This is a genomic window from Castellaniella sp. WN (assembly GCF_054457555.1).
On record NZ_JBTKZC010000001.1, the window covers coordinates 334,849 to 353,013 of the forward strand.

Sequence of the window (18,165 nt, forward strand, 5' to 3'; positions counted from 1 at the left end):
GGGATCCCATGTCCACTCTCGATTCCACGCTGTTGAATGACATCCGCGAGGTCAATCTGTCCTACCTGATGCTGGCCCAGCGCCTGCTGCGTGAAAATCTGGCCGCCGGCATGTTCCGACTGGGCTTCGACGCCGATGTCGCGGAAATCATCCTCAATCTGTCGCCGGCCCAGATCGTCCGGCTGGCCAGCTCCAATTCCGTGCTGTGCGCCTTCCGCCTGAACGACGCCCAGCTGCTCAATTCCCTGACCCACGAAGTTCTTGGCGGCGTGCTGCAGCAGGCACATTCCACCATCCTGATGGCCCGGCAGGAAACCGTATCCGCCTGAGCCATGTCCAGCAAGAGTGTTTCCCGCGAAGCCGATGACATCCTGCTCGCCACGGACATGATCCGCCTGGGTGCCCGCCTGCAGGTGCTGCAGGCGGAAACATCCCTCAGCTACGACCGGCTGGCGCGTCTGTACCGCGAGGTCAAGGGCGCTTCGCCCCCCAAGGGCATGCTGCCGTTTTCGGTGGACTGGTTCATGACCTGGCTGCCGAACATTCACTCCAGCCTGTTCTACAACATCTACCGATATATGGATACCTTCACCCCGGCGAAGAAATCGCAGGCGCTGGTGGAGGCCTATCGGTTGTACCTGGAGCAGTCCTCGGTGGGCTTGCAGCCCGGCGAGGACTGCGATGAGCCGGTGCTCAGCTTCACGCGGGCCTGGATGCTGGTGCGCTTCTTCGAAAGCGGGCTGGTGCAGTTGTCCGGCTGCCAGCAGTGCCGGGGCCTGTTCGTCGCCCATGCGCATGATCCGGAATCGGGATTCGTCTGCGCCATCTGCAAGCCTCCGCCCCGGGCGGGCAAGACCCGTGCGCGTCGCCGGTCGGCGGCGCGTTTGTCGGCCTGATTCGGGATTTGTGGACAAAAAGACCTGTTTAACCATGCTTTTGAATGCGGGAAAACAGGGATGATGGCAGTATTCTGACTCTCGAGGCATGCGCACGTGTTTATCATCCTGGGATACCTGATCGTAGGGGCGGGGGTCTTTGCCAGTTTCATCGCCATGGGCGGCCATATGGGCGCCCTGTATCAGCCCTTCGAATTCACGCTGATCGGCGGCGCGGCGCTGGGTGCGTACATCGCCTCCAGCAACGGCGCCTCGATCAAGCTGCTGATCGAGGCCGTTCCCAAGGCCCTCAAGCGCAATCCCTATGGCAAGCCGCTCTACATGGAGTTGCTGGCCCTGCTGTACACCTTGCTGAACAAGGCCCGGCGCGACGGGCTGATGTCGATCGAGTCCGACATCGAGGATCCCAAGGCCAGCGCCATCTTCACCCAGTACCCCCAGGTTCAGAAGGACGCCAAGCTGATGGAGTTCCTGACGGACTACCTGCGCATCATGATCAGCGGCAACATGAATTCCTTCGAGATCGAAACGCTGATGGACCAGGAAATCGAGGCGCTGCACAACGAGCACCACACCCCGGTCAACGCCGTGCGCGCCGTGGCCGATGGGCTGCCCGCCTTCGGCATCGTGGCCGCGGTGCTGGGGGTGGTCAAGGCCCTGTCGGCCGTCGATCAGCCGCCGGCCGTCCTGGCCGACCTGATTTCCAAGGCCATGGTGGGGACCTTTCTGGGCATCCTGCTGTCCTATGGCTTCTGCGCGCCGTTCGCCTCGGCGGTCGAGCGCCAGTCGGTCGCCTCGATCAAGGTGCTCGAATGCATCAAGGTCACCCTGCTCGCCAGCATGAACGGCTACCCGCCGCCGCTGGCCGTCGAATTCGGCCGCAAGGTCCTGTTCTCGTCCGTCCGTCCCTCGTTCTCCGAGCTCGAGGCCCACGTGCGGCAGACGAAGAATCAGGCGGCGGGCCGCTGACGCAAGGGGGCAGGGGGCATGGCCAAGCACGATACCGGCCGCGTCGTCGTTCGCCGCAAGCGGGCGTACGGCGAATCCCATCACGGGGGCAGCTGGAAGATCGCCTACGCGGACTTCATGACCGCGATGATGGCCTTCTTCCTGGTGATGTGGCTGCTGCTGCTGGTGCCGAAAAAAGACCTTCAGTCCATCGCGGAATACTTCCGCATGCCGCTGATGACGGCGATCACGGGCGGCGAAAAAATGGACAACAGCGAGTCCAAGATCCCCGGCGGCGATCCCAGCGTGATCCCCAACATGAGTCCTTTGCCCTCGGCCAACCCCGAAAGCGACTCAGAGTCCCTGGAGGACCAAGCCGATCAGGAGAGTCTGGAAAATTTGAAGCAGAAGCTCGATAACCTGATCGAGCACAATCCGGTGCTGCGTCAGTTCAGGCCTCAGCTGCTGCTGGACATGACGCCCGACGGCCTGCGGATACAGATCCTGGACCAGCAGAACCGGCCGATGTTCGCCACCGGCAGCGCGGTGGTGCAGGCCTACATGCGCGACATTCTGCGGGAACTCGCCCCGCTGATCAGTCAGCTGCCGAATTCGATCGCGATTTCCGGCCATACCGACGCGCTGCGCTACGCGTCCGGGGACCGCAACTACAGCAACTGGGAACTGTCGGCGGACCGCGCCAACGCGGCGCGCCGCGAGCTGGTCGCGGGCGGGCTGGTCGAGAACAAGATCAAGCGCATCCTGGGGTTGGGCGATACCGTCGACCTGATCAAGGACGATCCCATGGCGGCCGTCAACCGCCGGATCAGCATCCTGGTGCTGAATCGCCGGGCCGAACGGCGCATCGACGAACAGAACGCCGCCGGCCAGGACGGCATGAAAATCCGCGAGCGGCTGGAACTGCTCCGGCATCCCCCCGTTTCCGAGGGGGGAGCCGGGGCAGGGGACGGCTCCGCGCCGGCTCCGGGGGCCGCACCGGTTCCCGGAGCCGGTCCCGCCGCCGCGCCGGCCGTCCAGCCGGAGCCTGCAGTTTCCGCGCCGGCCGCGGGCTCCGCTCCGGAGCCGGGCGCCGCGACCGTATCCCCCCCAGCGGGGCAATCCACAGGCGCGCCGGCGGCTTCTCCGGCCGGCGCACCGGGCAATCAAGGGTGAGGATGGATCATGAGTGCAGGTGTGGACCTGAGTGAGTTTTTCGATACGTTCTTCGACGAAGCCGACGAACTGCTGACCAATATGGAGCAGCAGCTGCTGAACCTCGACCTGGAGCGGCCCGATCCGGACGTGCTCAATGGCATCTTCCGGGCCGCGCATTCCATCAAGGGCGGGGCGGGCACCTTCGGCTGCTTCGAGGAGCTGGCCAAGACCACCCATTTGCTGGAAAACCTTCTGGACCTGATCCGTCATGGGGAAATGCCTCTGCGGCAGGATATGATCGACCTCTTTCTGGAAACCAAGGACGTGTTGACCGATCAAGTCGCCGCCTACCGCGGCTCGGGAAAGCCCGATCAGCAGGTTTATGAGCGCATTTGCGCTCAGTTGCGCCAGCTCGCTCTGGAACAGCAGCAAGGCGGCGCGTCGGCGTCGGCCGCTCCGGCGTCCGCGCCGGTTCCGGCGGCGTCCGCCGCCGCGCCCCAGGCCGCCGCCGCGCCCCAGGCCGCCGCCGATGACCTGCCGATCCGCGTCCGGATCAGCAGCATCCAGGACAAGGATGTCGAATCGCTGGCCAACGAGATGGCGCTCATGGGCCAGATCCTGCATAGGGAACACAGCGGCGGAGACCTGTCGCTGTGGCTGCAGACCACCACCCCGGCCGCCGATCTCGAGGCCGTCTGCTGCTTCATCGTGAACGCCGACCAGGTCTCCGTCATCCGCGAGGCCGTGCCGGGCGCCGTTCCCGCCGCCGCGCCCGTTCCTGTGGCGGCGGCCCCCGCGGCCGAGCCCGCTCCCGCCCTGGCACCGGCCGCGGATGCGGCTCCCGCCGCCGCGCCCGCGCAAGAGACCCCGGAGCCGGCCGGCTCCCGGGATGCCGCCGAATCCGCCGACAAGACCGGCGGCGCGGGCGGAACCAAGACCTCCAAGCCCAAGGAAAGCGGCACTATCCGCGTGGGCGTGGAAAAGGTCGACCAGATCATCAACCTGGTGGGCGAACTCGTCATCACTCAGGCCATGCTGCTGCAGACGTCCCAGACGCTGGACCCGGTGCTGCACGACCGTCTGCTCAACGGCATCGAACAACTGGACCGCAACGCGCGCGATCTCCAGGAAGCCGTGATGTCCATCCGCATGATGCCCATGGATTACGTCTTCAGCCGCTTCCCGCGCGTGGTGCGGGAAAACGCGACCAAACTGGGCAAGCGCATCCGGCTGGTCACCAAGGGACAGGCGACCGAACTCGACAAGAGCCTGATCGAACGCATCATCGATCCGCTGACCCACCTGGTGCGCAACAGCCTGGACCATGGCCTGGAAACGCCCGAAGTCCGAGCCGCCCAGGGCAAGGATCCGGAAGGCACGCTGATTCTGTCGGCCCAGCACAACGGTGGCCAGATCATCATCGATGTGATCGACGACGGCGCCGGCCTGAACCGCGAGCGGATCCTGAAAAAAGCGATTGCCTCCGGCTTCCCGGTGTCCGAGGCGACCCCCGACGACGAACTCTGGCAGCTGATCTTCGCGCCGGGCTTCTCCACGGCCGAGAAGATCACCGACATTTCGGGACGCGGGGTCGGCATGGACGTGGTGCGACGCAATATCCAGAGCATGGGCGGCCACGTGCAGCTCGCCTCGCGCAAGGGCGAGGGCACCACCACCCGCATCGTCCTGCCCCTGACGCTGGCCATCCTGGACGGCATGTCGGTCAAGGTCGGCGAGGAAACCTTCATCCTGCCGCTGTCCCACGTTACCGAATCCATGCAGGCCACGCAGGAACAGATCCACCGCATTTCCGAGACCGAACAGGTCCTGCACGTGCGCGGGGAATACCTGCCCATCGTCGCATTGCACGAGGTCTTCAACGTGGGCCAGGCAGAAACCGACCTGACCCGGGCCATCGCCGTGATCCTCCAGGCCGAGGACCAGCGCTTCGCCCTGATGGTGGATCATCTGATCGGCCAGCACCAGGTCGTGGTCAAGAATCTCGAAACCAATTATCGCAAGGTGCCGGGCATATCGGCCGCCACGATCCTGGGCGACGGCAGCGTGGCCCTGATCGTCGACGTGTTCGCCCTGCGGCGTACCACCTCGTTGCGGGCCGGCGCGGCCGCCTGACCCACATCCTATCCGGAGCCATCATGAATCAAGCCACCCCCAAGCAGACGCAGGGAGAAACCCAGGGCAAGGAATTCCTGATCTTCACCCTGGCCAATCAGGAATACGGGATCGACATCCTCAAAGTGCAGGAGATCCGGGGCTACGACAGCCAGACTGTCACGCGCATCGCCAACGTGCCGTCCTTCGTCAAGGGCGTCACCAATCTGCGTGGCGTGATCGTCCCCATCATCGACCTGCGCCTGAAGTTCAACATGGACAATGTGGAATACACCTCGCAGACCGTGGTGGTGATCCTCAACGTCCGCTCCCGGATCGTGGGCGTGGTGGTCGACGGCGTGTCCGACGTGCTGATCCTGCAGCCGTCGCAGATCAGCGCGGCGCCGCAGTTCGGCTCGGCGTTCTCCACCGAGCACCTGACGGGCATCGGTACCGTGGGCGAGCGCATGCTGATCCTGGTCGATATCGAAAAGCTCATGACCAGCGAGGAAATGGCGCTGGTCGAGGACGCGGTCGCCTGATCGGGCGATTCCTTTGTCTCACGCCCCCGGCGGGTTTCATTCACTGGGTTTGATCTCATGCAATCAGATGGAAAATCGTTCATCGGCGCGCTCAAGGTCCGCACCAGCCTGGTCCTGGTGCTTGTTTTTTTCTTTTTCATGCTCATTTCGGGGGCGCTGCTGGGCGTGCTGTCCCTGAAGATGAACAATGAGGCATTGCAGGAAATCGCCGCCGACGACGAAACCGTCCGGCTGCTGGACGAGTCCGTCGGCCGCTACCGGGAAGCCCAGGTGCTGCTGGGCCGCACCCTGGGCAGCATCGTCATCAACAGCGATCTGGCCAACAGCGCCATCCTGTCCGAGTGGGGTTCGGGCGGCGATTCGTCGACCGGTGCCGGCGTGCTCAGCGAGAGTTCGCGGACACTGATCGACCAGGCGGAGGCCCGCCTGGGGCAGGCGCGCGAGACGTTCGACCGGTTCCGCTCGTCCGCCCAGGAACACATGGCCGGCGGCGAGCAGGTCGGCCAGGTCGAGCAGATCGTCCAGTCCTATGCCCGCCTGCTCGACCGGGAACTGCCTCCCGTTCTGACGCAGCTCAAGGCCGGGAAGATCGAGCAGTACGAGAAACTGCAGTCCGAAAGCGTCGATCCGGCCGAACGCCGTTTCGAGCAGGCCGTCCAGGCGCTCAAGCAGAGTCAGCAGGCGCAGACCGCCCGGGCCGTGGAGGACGAGGCCGCGCACCTGCGCCTGGTGATCCTCATCGTCGGTGTGTCCATGGGGGTGGCGCTGCTGTTCGCCGTAGCCGCCTACCTGTTCCTGCAGCGTGTGGTACTGCGGCCATTGCGCGTGGCCGGACAGCATTTCGACCGGATCGCGGCGGGCGACCTCACCGAGGCCATCCACGTGCCCTCGCGCAACGAGATCGGCGTGCTCTACCTGGCGATGCAGCGCATGCAGGACAGCCTGGTGCGCATGGTGTCCTCGGTGCGCAACGGCGTGGGCGAGATCCGCCTGGGCGCCCAGGAGATATTTACCGGCAATACCGACCTCAGCAGCCGTACCGAGCAGCAGGCGGCTTCCCTGCAGCAGACCGCCGCCAGCATGGAACAGCTCGCCGGCACCGTGCGGCAGAATTCCGACAATGCCGCCCAGGCCGACCAGCTCGCCAAGACGGCGGCGGACGTGGCCGAGCGCGGCGGGGCCGCCGTCACCAGCGTAGCCGAGACCATGATCGGCATTACCCAGAGTTCGGGCAAGATCGCCGAGATCGTCAGTGTGATCGACGGCATCGCCTTCCAGACCAATATCCTCGCCTTGAACGCCGCGGTGGAAGCCGCCCGCGCCGGCGAACAGGGCAAGGGCTTCGCCGTGGTGGCTGGCGAGGTCCGGTCGCTTGCCCAGCGCAGTTCCCAGGCCGCCAAGGAAATCAAGGGGCTGATCGACGATTCCGTGGTGCGGGTGCGCGAAGGTTCGGAACGTGTCCAGGACGCCGGTCGGATCATGAGCGAGATTGTCCGTTCCGTGCGGGGCGTCACGGCCATCATGAACGAGATTTCCTCGGCTTCCCGCGAGCAGGCCGACGGCATCAGCCAGATCAACGCGGCCGTCAACGACATGGACCACGTCGTGCAGCAGAACGCCGCCCTGGTCCAGGAGGCGGCCAGCGCCGCCGGTTCGCTGCTGGACCAGGCTGAACATCTCGGCACGGCCGTCGCCGCCTTCCGGCTGCAGGAGGGCGGACGGGTGATCGACGTCCAGGGCGGGCAGCTGGGCTATACGCCGCGCGCCGGCCAGCAGGCCCTGGCGCTGGGACAGGCCTGATCCAGCACTCCCCGCCACGACACCGCCATGATCCACGACGCGCCTTCCGCCTCCTATTTTTCGCAGCCGGCCCTGCCCAAGGCCGACGCGGCGGATCTGGCGCGCGCGGTGCAGGTGCTGCACCGGCGGGCGGGGATCATCCTGGGTGATCATAAGAAGGACATGGCCGCCCGCACCCTGGGCCTGCGGGCCCACCATGCGGGATCGTCCACGGTCCGGGGCTACCTGGATTACCTGGAACAGAATCCCCAGGCCGATGAGTGGGACCGCTTCATCAGTGCCTTCACGATCAATCACACGGCCTTCTTCCGCGAGCAGCATCATTTCCGCATCCTGGCGGACTTCGCGCGCGCCCGTCGCAAGCCCATCTCGGTCTGGTGCTGCGCCTCGTCCACCGGCGAAGAACCTTACACCCTGGCCATGACGCTGCATGACGCCTGCGGCCAATCCGAAGCCGGCCTGTCGGTGCTGGCGACGGACATCGACACCCAGGCCCTGGCCCAGGCGCGCAAGGGCGTCTACACCCTGGATCGTGTCAAGCCCGTGCCCCCGGAGTTCCTGCGGCGCTATTTCCTGCGCGGGGCGGGACGCCAGGCCGGCATGGCCATGATCAAGCCCGTGATCCGCAACATGGTGACCTTCGAGGAACTGAACCTGGTGGCCTCCAGCTGGCCGGTCAACCAGAAGTTCGATGCGATCTTCTGTCGCAATACCATGATCTATTTCGACAAGCCGACCCAGACCCGGATCCTGGAGCGTTTCGTGCCTCTGCTCAAACCGGGCGGCCTGATGTTCGCGGGCCATTCGGAAAACTTCACTTATCTGACCAAATCCCTGCGCCTTCAGGGGCAGACGGTCTATTCCGTCGCCTGATCCGGGGAATCCTGCTGAAAATGGCCATCAACAAGAAAATTCGCGTACTGTGCGTCGACGACTCCGCCCTGGTGCGCAGTCTGATGACGGAAATCATCAACAGCCAACCCGACCTCGAGGTCGTGGCCACCGCGCCTGATCCGCTCATCGCGCGCGAGCTCATCAAGCAGCACAATCCCGACGTCCTGACCCTGGATGTCGAAATGCCGCGCATGGACGGCCTGGATTTCCTGGAGCGGCTGATGCGCCTGCGGCCCATGCCGGTGGTGATGGTGTCCTCGCTGACCGAACGCAATTCGGAAGTCACCATCCGGGCGCTGGAACTGGGCGCGGTCGATTTCGTCACCAAACCCAAGCTCGGTCTGCGCGACGGCCTGATGGACTACGGCGACATGATCGCCGACAAGATCCGTGCCGCCGCTCACGCCCGTCTGCGCCCGCGCCCGGCCCAGCCTGGGGGCGAGCCCGCGAGACCGCGCCTGTCGGGCAATTTCTCCACGACCGAAAAGCTCGTCATGATCGGTTCGTCCACGGGCGGGACCGAGGCCATCCGCCATGTGCTCGAGCCCCTGCCGGTCAACAGCCCGGCGATCATGATCACCCAGCACATGCCGGCCGGCTTCACCAAGTCCTTCGTACAGCGCCTGGACGGTCTGTGCGCCGTGCAGGTCCATGAGGCCGAGGACGGCCAGCGGGTGCTGCCCGGCCACGTCTATCTGGCGCCGGGCGGCGTGGCCCACATGAAGCTCGCCCGCTCCGGGGCCAATTACGTGGTCAAGCTGGAATACAGCGACCCCGTGAACCGCCATCGGCCTTCCGTGGACGTACTGTTCCACTCGGCCGCCCTGGTGGCCGGCAAGAACGCCATCGGCGTCATCCTGACCGGCATGGGCAAGGACGGCGCCCAAGGATTGCTGGCGATGCGCCAGGCGGGCGCGCGCACCTTCGCCCAGGACGAGGCCAGCTGCGTCGTCTTCGGCATGCCACGCGAAGCGCTGCTGATCGGAGCCGCCGAGGAGGCTGTCCCGCTGGATGAACTCAGCGAACGTATCCTGAAAAGCGCCGGCTCCTTCGGAAACCGTGTTTGACGGATTTGAACAGAGGCATCGGGTACCCGAATACCCTGCTTTTTTTATTGATTGGAGAGTGATCCGTGGTACAGAAAACGATGAAAATCCTGGTCGTCGACGACTTTCCCACCATGCGCCGGATCGTCAAGAACCTGCTCAAGGACCTGGGGTTTGAAAACGTCGATGAGGCCGAGGACGGCGCCATGGCGCTGGAGAGATTGCGCAACGGCGGCTTCGAATTCGTGGTGTCGGACTGGAACATGCCCAATATGGACGGGCTGACCATGCTGCAGAACATCCGCGCCGATCCCAACCTGGCCAGCCTGCCCGTGCTGATGGTCACGGCCGAGGCCAAGAAGGAAAATATCATCGCGGCGGCCCAGGCCGGCGCCAACGGCTACGTGGTCAAGCCCTTCACGGCCGCCACCCTGGAAGAAAAACTGAACAAGATCTTCGAAAAACTCTGATCGGAGGCGCATCATGACGACGGATCAATCTTCCGGTCAACGGGATTTCGTGGAACCTTCCATGGACCTGATCCAGCGCATCGCGCAGCTCACCCGCACCCTGCGCATGAGCATGCGCGAACTGGGCCTGGACCAGGCAATCAAGGACGCCGCTCACGCCATTCCCGACGCGCGCGACCGGCTGCACTACGTGGCTCAGATGACCGAACAGGCGGCCAACCGGGTGCTCAACGCGGCCGAGCAGATCCAGCCCTGGCAGGAATCGATGCAGCGCGATGCCAAGGCCCTGGACGCCCGCTGGCAGGACTGGTTCGACCATCCGGTCGAACTGGACCAGGCGCGCGCGCTGGTGGATGATACCCGGGCCTTCCTCAAGGATGTCCCCGAAAAGACGCAGTCCTCCCAGAACAACGTGATGGAAATCATCATGGCCCAGGATTTCCAGGACCTGACCGGCCAGGTGATCATGAAGATGCTGGGCGTGATCGGCGTCATCGAGACCGAGCTGGTTCAGGTGCTGATCGACAACGTGCCCCAGGAAAAACGTGAGGAGACCAAGGCGCTGCTCAACGGCCCGGTGGTCAACGCCGCGGGCAAGAGCGACGTGGTCACCAATCAGGACCAGGTCGACGACCTGCTGGCGAGTCTGGGATTCTGATGGATGAGGCAGGACTTGCATCAGTCCCCTGCGGACTGATGCAAGCCTGCCGAATCCGAGCCGCTTGCAAGCGGCGAGGTGGAGGGCTGCGGCGGTTTGATTCAGTCCCCTGCGGACTCTCCTCCACCCCTGGGGTTTTCCCGGGACAATGCAACATTGGAATGACATGTAAGTCCCGCGTAAGGTCTGCAACCCAATATGAACGAACCGGTCGGGGAGGCGGTGATCCGGGGATTCGTGGCCGATGTCGGCCCCTTCTTCACAAAGGAGGCAGCATGTCCAATATGCGCGGAAGATACTTGGGTCTGGGACGCCTGATGCGGCAGTTGCGCCGCGGCCGGGCCACTCTGAATGACCGGGCCTGGACCCTCAGTCCCCTGGCATTGCCGGTCGGGCGCTTCCTGGGGGCTCTGCGCGAACGCTTCGTCGTCATGCGCCAGTCCAGCATCCGCATCGCCATCAATGCCGCCCGCCTGCAGGCGCACACCCAGGCCTGCGAGGCCATGGCCGACGATCAGGCCCGCGAGGCCGAGAGCCTGTCGGCCCAGGGCACCCAGATCGCCAGTCTTTCGCAGCGGACCAACGACATCGTGGCGGACGCCGCCGGCGTGTTCCGCCAGCAGCTCGGGGGCCTGCGCTCCACCCAGGAGCAGTTGGCCGACCTGCACCGGCGGGTGACCCGGGTTACGACACAAATGCAGTCCTTCGCCGAGGTCATCGCCCAGCTCAGCCGTCGGGCGCGATCGGTCGAGGACACCAGCCGTCTGATCAAGGATATCGCCCTCCAGACCCATTTGCTGGCCCTGAACGCGGGGGTCGAGGCCGCCCGCGCCGGAGAGGCCGGCCGGGGTTTCGCCGTGGTCGCCAGCGAGGTCGGCAAGCTGGCCGAGCGTGTCAACGCGGCCACTGGCGATATCGTCCAGCACACGGGGGAAATCCTCGGCCTGGTGTCCGACACCGAGCGGCAGAGTCAGTCCATCCATGCCGACATGCGCGCGTCCGACCGGCTCGTGGACGACTTTGCCCGGCAGTTCGATGGCCTGGTGCGCGAACTGGGCGGCGTCGGCGTCCAGCTGGACGGCATGGCCGATCATGTCGCCCAAGTCAACCAGACCAACCAGGACATGAGCCGGTCCATCGGCCGCATCGCCGATCACAGCGCCATCCTGCGCCAGCGCATGCAATCCATGCGCGAGCAGGTGCATGGCGTGCGCACCCAGACCGAAAGCCTGCAGGAAATGCTGGCGGCGTGGCGCACTGGCGCCACGCCCTTCGACGATCTGGCGGCTTGTCTCGGCCAGTTGCGCGACCGCTGCGCCGGGGTGCTGCGTCGGGCCCGCGCCGACGGTCTGGACGTTTTCGACAAGGCCTACCGCCAGATTCCCGGCAGCCAGCCGCCGCGCTATCACGTGGCCTACGACCAGGTCATCGACCAGGCCCTGCAGGGCATCCTCGACGCGGTGCTGGAGCAGGTGCCGCATGGTTACTACGCGATCCTGGTGGACATGAACGGCTATGCGCCGACGCACAATCGCCGCTATTCCCGTCCGCCCACCGGGGATGTGGCGCACGATACGCTGCACGTGCGTGACAAGCGCCTGTTCGATGACCAGATCAGCCGGGGCGCGATCGGCAATCGGGGCGGGGTGCTGTGCCAGACCTATATGCGCGATACCGGGGAGATCATCACCGACGTTTCCGTGCCCGTGGACCTGGACGGCACCCGCTGGGGGGCCGTGCGCATCGGCCTGGACTATCTGCAGTTCGAGCAGGCCGTTTCCCCCGCCGTCGCGCCAGCCATCACGGCCCGGCTTGCAAGCCCTTGAATTGCCGCGCCTAATGCGCTTTTATCCGGGCTTCGCCCGGACAGCCCGGACACTACAATCCAGGCTGTTTGCATTGTCGTCGGCTGAGCATGGCCCAGGATAGCGATCTCGAAAAAACAGAAGCAGCGACTCCACGGCGGCTGGAAAAGGCGCGCGAGGAGGGCCAAGTCGCGCGTTCCCGCGAGCTGGGCACCTTCATGGCCCTGATCGGCGGCATCGGCGCCCTGTGGTTCGGGGGTGAGACGATCTTCCGCACGCTGCGCGGCATCGTGCTCAACGGTCTGTGGTTCGACACCCGGATCGCGCGCGACCCCCTGGTCATGCTCGACGTGGCGGGCGATTCCGCCTGGCATGGGCTGCTGATCGTGCTGCCGTTCATGGGTCTGCTGCTGGTGATCGGCATCTTTTCCTCGGTGGCGCTGGGAGGGTTCCTGCTTTCGCCCAAAGCACTGGAGCCCAAGTTCGAGCGGCTCGATCCGCTGTCGGGGATCAAGCGTCTGTTTGCCGCGCAGACCCTGATCGAGCTGGTCAAGACCCTCGCCAAGGCGGGACTGGTCGGCTTCGTCGGCGTCAAGGTCATCTGGGCCTACCGGGACGACATGCTGGCCCTGTCCCGCATGGCGCCCACCGAGGCCCTGGCGCGCGGGCTGGACCTGACCGCGTTGTGCTGCCTGCTGATCGCTTCGTCGCTGGTCATCATCGTGCTGATCGACGTGCCCTGGCAGCTCTGGAACCATGCCAAGCAGCTGCGCATGTCCAAGGAAGACGTCAAGCAGGAACACAAGGACAGCGATGGCGATCCTTACGTCAAGGGCCGCATCCGCCAGCAGCAGCGCACCATGGCGCGGCGGCGCATGATGAGCGCCGTGCCCGAGGCCGATGTGGTCGTCACCAACCCGACCCATTACGCCGTGGCCCTGCGCTACCGCGAAGGGCAGGGCGGGGCGCCCGTGGTTGTGGCCAAGGGCACCCGCCTGATCGCCGCGCAGATCCGCGAGCTGGCCGGCCGGCACGGCGTCGCCCTGCTGGAGGCTCCGCCGCTGGCGCGCGCGCTCTATCATCATGTCGAGATCGACCGGGAAATCCCCGTGGCCCTGTACGCCGCCGTGGCCGAGGTCCTGGCCTGGGTCTACCAGCTGCGCAACTGGCGGCAGGGCTCGGGTACACTGCCGCAGGCACCGCAGGACCTGCGCGTGCCGCCCGAATTCGACCCGCAACGCGGCCTGCAACAAGGCTCTGAACAGGCCCTGGTCCCCGCCTCATGAACAGTTTCCTGGATTTTCTCAAGGCCCACGGCTCGGGGCATGCCCGCCTGATGGCCGGGCCCGTGCTGATCCTCATGGTCCTGGCCATGATGATCCTGCCGCTGCCGCCCTTCATCCTGGATCTGCTGTTCTCTTTCAACATCTCCCTGTCGGTGATGATCCTGCTGGTGGCCATGTTCACGCGCAAGCCGCTGGATTTCGCCGCCTTTCCCTCGGTGCTCCTGTTCGCCACGCTGCTGCGCCTTTCCCTGAACGTCGCCTCCACCCGGGTGGTGCTGCTCAACGGTCACAAGGGCCCGGACGCCGCCGGCCAGGTCATCGAGGCCTTCGGATATTTTTTGGTGGGCGGCAACTTCGCCGTCGGCATCGTGGTGTTCATCATCCTGGTGATCATCAATTTCACTGTCATCACCAAGGGCGCGGGCCGCATCGCCGAAGTCGGCGCGCGTTTCACCCTGGATGCCATGCCTGGCAAGCAGATGGCCATCGACGCCGACCTGAACGCCGGCCTGATCGGCGAGGACGAAGCCCGCCGCCGCCGCGCCGAGGTCTCCCAGGAAGCCGAGTTCTACGGCGCCATGGACGGCGCCAGCAAGTTCGTGCGCGGGGACGCCGTGGCCGGCCTGCTGATCATGGTGATCAACATCATCGGCGGCCTGATCGTCGGCATGGCCCAGCACGGCCTGTCGGCCTCGGACGCGGGCACCGTCTACACATTGCTCACCATCGGCGACGGCCTGGTGGCGCAGATCCCGGCACTGGTGATTTCCACCGCGGCCGGCGTGGTGGTCTCGCGCGTGGCCGACGACCGGGATGTCGGCCAGCAGATGATCGGGCAACTGTTCTCCAATCCCAACGTGATGTTCATCACCGCCGGGATCCTGACGCTGATGGGCCTGATCCCCAACATGCCGCATGTGGCCTTCCTGCTTCTGGCGGCCATCATCGGCGGGGGCGGCTGGCTGCTGCTCCAGCGCCAGCAGCGCGATCTCCAGGCGGCCGCCGCCGACCCGGGCCAGGAGCAGGCGGCCGCCGTGGCCGCCGCCGCCGAGGCCAGTTGGGACGACGTGGCTCCCGTCGATCCGCTCGGTCTGGAAGTCGGCTACCGCCTGATTTCCCTGGTGGATCATCAGCAGAACGGCGAACTGCTGCATCGCATCCGCAGCCTGCGCAAGAAATTCGCCCAGGAAATGGGCTTCCTGCCGCCGGTCGTGCATATCCGCGACAATCTGGAAATCAAGCCCACGGACTACCGCATCCTGCTGTTCGGCGTGGAGATCGGCCGCGGCGTCGCCCAGACCGGGCAATGGCTGGCCATCGATCCGGGCGGGGTGACGGGCACGATCCAGGGCACGCCGACCAAGGATCCGGCTTTCGGCCTGCCCGCGTTCTGGATCGATCCGGCTCTGCGCGAACAGGCCCAGATCGCCGGCTATACCGTGGTCGATACCGCCACGGTGGTGGCCACCCACCTGAACCACCTGATGCACCGCTACGGATCGCGCCTGCTGGGCCGCCAGGAAACCCAGCAACTGCTGGATCATGTCGCCCGCGACGTGCCCAAGCTGGTCGAGGATCTGGTGCCCAAGACCATCTCCCTGCCGCAGCTGCAGAACCTGCTGCGCAGCCTGCTCGACGAGGACGTTCCCATCCGCGATATGCTCAGCATCCTCGAGACCATCACGGAGCACGCGCCTCGCCTGGCCGCCCTCAATCCGGCCAATACCGGGCCGAACGCGGACGAACTGCTGGCTCAGGTCCGGGTGGTGCTGGGGCGGGCGATCGTCCAGCACTGGTTCGCGGGCGAGACGGAACTGCGCGTCATCGGTCTGGACGCCCGCCTGGAGCGGGTGCTGATGCAGGCTCTGGGCAGCAGCGGCGCCCTGGAGCCCGGCCTGGCGGAAAACCTGCTGGGCGACGTCGAGCGCATCGTCCAGGAGCAGGAAGACCGGGGCGACGCGCCCGTGCTGGTCGTGCCTTCGGTGCTGCGGGCCTCGCTGTCGCGCTTCCTGCGCCATCACCTGCCGCACATGGCGGTGCTCTCCAGCGCCGAAATCCCTGAAGAGCGTATCATTCGGGTCACTGCGGTCGTCGGTGGGAGTCCTGCGTGAACATCAGTCGTTTTTTCGGTGCCACCAACCGCGAGGCCATGCGACAGGTGCGCCTCGCACTAGGGCCCGACGCCCTGATCATTTCCAACAAGCGGGTCAACGGCGGGGTGGAAATCCTCGCCACCGACCAGACGTCTTTGCCGGACGGCGGCGCGGCCGCCGCGACCTCCCGGCCGTCGCCGTCCCGCATGCCGGCCCGTCCCGCCGCCGGGTCCTCTGCGCCCGCGCCGCATGCCGCCGCGGGGCACCATCCGCCCGGCGCGCCGGGCGGGGATCTGATGGGCGCCATCGGCGAGCTCAAGGGCTCCCTGGAAACCCGCATCGATGAGCTGCTGTGGGGCAATCAACTGCGCCGTTCACCGCAGGCGGTCACCCTGTTCCAGAACCTGCTGCGCTTTGGTTTCAGCACGGCGCTGCTGCGGGCCATGCTCAAGCACATGCCCGAGCAGGCCGCCGCCCGGGCCACCCTTCAGTGGGCGCGCAACGAACTGGTCCGCCATCTGCCGGTGCTGGAGTCCGAGGACGCACTCTGGCAGCCCGGCCTGGCGCTGGCCCTGGTCGGTCCGACCGGCGTGGGCAAGACCACCACGGTGGCCAAACTCGCCACTCGTTGCGTGCGCCGCGGCGGCCCGGGCAGCCTGGTGCTGGTGACGACCGACACCTACCGGATCGGCGCGCACGAGCAGCTCAAGATCTACGGCCAGATGCTGCGCGTGCCTGTGCATGTCGTGCAGGACGTCCATGAGATGCGTCGCGTCATGCTGACCGTGCATCCGGACCAGACTCTGCTGATCGACAATGTCGGCATCAGCCAGCGCGACCGCTACATCCACGAGCAGGCCGCCCTGCTGGCGGGCGCCGGACGCAAGATCGAGCGCCTGCTGGTGCTCAACGCCGTCAGCCACGGCGACACGCTGGACGAGGTCGCCCGATCCTATGCCGGCGACGGCGGCACGCCGCTGCGCGGCTGCATCGTGTCCAAGATCGACGAGGCCTCGCGCCTGGGCGCCGCGCTGGACACGGCGATCCGCTACAAGCTCCCAATCCATTACGTGTCCAACGGCCAGAAGGTTCCGGAAAATCTGCTGTTCCTGTCGGCCGCGGAACTCGTGGACCGGGCGCTGGCGCCGGCCCAGGCCAACCGTACCCTGTACGCGCCTTCCGAGGCCGACCTGGCGGCGCTGCTGTCCATGACGCAGCCGGCCGACAGTCCGGACGCCGCCGCCGAGCGGCGTCGCCAGCAGATCCTGCTGCCGCAGCTGCTGACCGGTTCGGCGCATGGGGACGCGCTGGGCATGGATCAGTTGCGTTCCGCCGTGGCCCTGCAGGACGAGGATCCGGTGCTGTCCGAAGCCTACGACCTGTGGCGCAGCCGGGCGGCGGGCGATCTGCCGCCGGCCGCCGAGGCCATCGAGCATCTGCGCCGGGTCGCCCGCGGCGGCCTGGACGAAACCCGGTCGGCCCTGGTCGTGCACGCGTGCCAGTCCCTGGATTGGCAGGGCCGGCGCGGCGCCTGGTCGGGGGCCGCCTGGTTCGACGATCAGGGCCGGCCGCTGGCCGCGGCCACCCAGCAGATCGGTCTGGCGGATGGCTGGCATACGCCGCAGGGGGCCCGATTTCTGCCGCCGGGCCGCTCCCTGGCAAAAAGCACTCCCTCGGGAGGCGGCCAGCCGGAGGTGCCGCGTGGAAGCCGGAACCACGCGCCCTCGGCGGCCGACACGTTATTGATGCAGATCGAGGCCGAGACAGAGACCGAGGACACTCCCGTCGCGGTCCTGCATGTGTTCGACGGCGGCGGCCAGACCCTGCTGCGCGCCTTGAGCGCGGGCGACCACCGCTGGCTGGCCGCCAGCAGCCCCCGTGCCCGGGTCTTCCTGGACGACGAACCCGGCGTCCTGTCGGCCGCCGTCCAGTCGCTGATGTATCAGCCGCTGGACGCGCGGGTGTTCTGGCCGCTGTTGTCGGCCGCGGGGCTGGAAGATGCCGGGCCGGCCTGGTGGGCGGCGGCGGGCCTGGCCGAATTGCGTACCCGGGGTGAATCCGCGCTGCCGGTGCGGATCTTCAGCCTGCGGGCGGTGGATCCCCGAGACGGGCGTCTGTTGAAGGTCTGGCATGCCATGGCCGGAATGGCGGTGGAGCCCGATCCCGTCCGGATCGCTCGCGCCTTGATCCTGCGCCAGGAGTGCCATGCGGCCTGGCGCCAGGCCGCGCCGCTGCTGGCCGATGCCGGGCGCGAACCCCTGGTCGATCGGGCTGTGTTCGTAGCCCAGATGGGGCTGGCGGCCTGGCGCCTGGCTCAGGATCCGGCTCTGGCGCCGGCGGCCCGGGTCGCGGCCCGCATGCTGGGCGCCGACCGGCTCGCGCCGCGCCAGGCTCACGCGGGGCTGCTCAAGCTGTATGCATTAAAAGAGTTGTTGGCGAACTGACGTTCATTGCATGGCG

Annotated in this window: 14 protein-coding genes and 1 pseudogene; all 15 read left to right on the top strand. The window is 66.3% G+C overall.

Annotation, left to right across the window (positions count from 1 at the left end):
- Window positions 1-8: 8 nt before the first annotated feature.
- The 15 genes and pseudogenes from flhD to flhF all read left to right on the top strand — a co-directional run bounded on the left by flhD (window position 9) and on the right by flhF (window position 18,149).
- Window positions 9-329: a flagellar transcriptional regulator FlhD gene (gene flhD / locus ACTPOE_RS01495; protein WP_458870422.1), complete on the top strand. Its 321-nt coding sequence runs from the start codon at window positions 9-11 to the stop codon at window positions 327-329.
- A 3-nt stretch (window positions 330-332) separates the two neighbouring features.
- Window positions 333-896 (top strand): flagellar transcriptional regulator FlhC, encoded by a 564-nt coding sequence (gene flhC / locus ACTPOE_RS01500; protein WP_458870423.1) that lies wholly within the window; start codon window positions 333-335, stop codon window positions 894-896.
- Window positions 897-992: 96 nt separating this feature from the next.
- On the top strand, window positions 993-1,865 hold the full coding sequence (gene motA / locus ACTPOE_RS01505) for a flagellar motor stator protein MotA (RefSeq protein WP_458870424.1): 873 nt from the start codon (window positions 993-995) through the stop codon (window positions 1,863-1,865).
- Between the two features lie 18 nt (window positions 1,866-1,883).
- A pseudogene (motB, locus tag ACTPOE_RS01510) lies at window positions 1,884-2,738 on the top strand (flagellar motor protein MotB); the annotation flags it as partial.
- Window positions 2,739-3,026: 288 nt separating this feature from the next.
- A complete protein-coding gene (cheA, locus tag ACTPOE_RS01515; RefSeq protein ID WP_458870426.1) occupies window positions 3,027-5,132 on the top strand; it encodes a chemotaxis protein CheA in 2,106 nt (701 codons plus the stop codon).
- Between the two features lie 23 nt (window positions 5,133-5,155).
- Window positions 5,156-5,653, top strand: coding sequence for a chemotaxis protein CheW (locus ACTPOE_RS01520; protein ID WP_458870427.1), 498 nt, complete (start codon window positions 5,156-5,158; stop codon window positions 5,651-5,653).
- Window positions 5,654-5,710: 57 nt separating this feature from the next.
- Window positions 5,711-7,453, top strand: coding sequence for a methyl-accepting chemotaxis protein (locus tag ACTPOE_RS01525; protein WP_458870429.1), 1,743 nt, complete (start codon window positions 5,711-5,713; stop codon window positions 7,451-7,453).
- Window positions 7,454-7,480: 27 nt separating this feature from the next.
- A complete protein-coding gene (locus ACTPOE_RS01530; protein WP_458870430.1) occupies window positions 7,481-8,326 on the top strand; it encodes a CheR family methyltransferase in 846 nt (281 codons plus the stop codon).
- A gap of 20 nt (window positions 8,327-8,346) precedes the next feature.
- The gene (locus ACTPOE_RS01535; protein ID WP_458870431.1) at window positions 8,347-9,414 is read left to right on the top strand and encodes a protein-glutamate methylesterase/protein-glutamine glutaminase; all 1,068 of its coding nucleotides are present in this window, start codon (window positions 8,347-8,349) and stop codon (window positions 9,412-9,414) included.
- Window positions 9,415-9,479: 65 nt separating this feature from the next.
- Window positions 9,480-9,863, top strand: coding sequence for a chemotaxis response regulator CheY (cheY, locus tag ACTPOE_RS01540; protein ID WP_458870432.1), 384 nt, complete (start codon window positions 9,480-9,482; stop codon window positions 9,861-9,863).
- 13 nt (window positions 9,864-9,876) lie between these two features.
- Entirely contained in the window at window positions 9,877-10,521 is a 645-nt protein-coding gene (gene cheZ, locus ACTPOE_RS01545; RefSeq protein ID WP_458870433.1) for a protein phosphatase CheZ, read from the top strand.
- Window positions 10,522-10,796: 275 nt separating this feature from the next.
- Window positions 10,797-12,347 (top strand): methyl-accepting chemotaxis protein, encoded by a 1,551-nt coding sequence (locus tag ACTPOE_RS01550; protein WP_458870434.1) that lies wholly within the window; start codon window positions 10,797-10,799, stop codon window positions 12,345-12,347.
- An 89-nt stretch (window positions 12,348-12,436) separates the two neighbouring features.
- Window positions 12,437-13,612 carry a flagellar biosynthesis protein FlhB gene (flhB, locus tag ACTPOE_RS01555; RefSeq protein WP_458870435.1) on the top strand — a complete coding sequence of 392 codons (1,176 nt, stop codon included), beginning with the start codon at window positions 12,437-12,439 and terminating at the stop codon, window positions 13,610-13,612.
- Window positions 13,609-15,723 carry a flagellar biosynthesis protein FlhA gene (gene flhA / locus ACTPOE_RS01560; RefSeq protein ID WP_458870436.1) on the top strand — a complete coding sequence of 705 codons (2,115 nt, stop codon included), beginning with the start codon at window positions 13,609-13,611 and terminating at the stop codon, window positions 15,721-15,723. Before flhB ends, flhA begins: the two co-directional genes overlap by 4 nt.
- Window positions 15,720-18,149 (top strand): flagellar biosynthesis protein FlhF, encoded by a 2,430-nt coding sequence (flhF, locus tag ACTPOE_RS01565; RefSeq protein WP_458870437.1) that lies wholly within the window; start codon window positions 15,720-15,722, stop codon window positions 18,147-18,149. The genes flhA and flhF overlap by 4 nt, the downstream gene beginning before the upstream one ends.
- The last annotated feature ends 16 nt before the right edge of the window (window positions 18,150-18,165 follow it).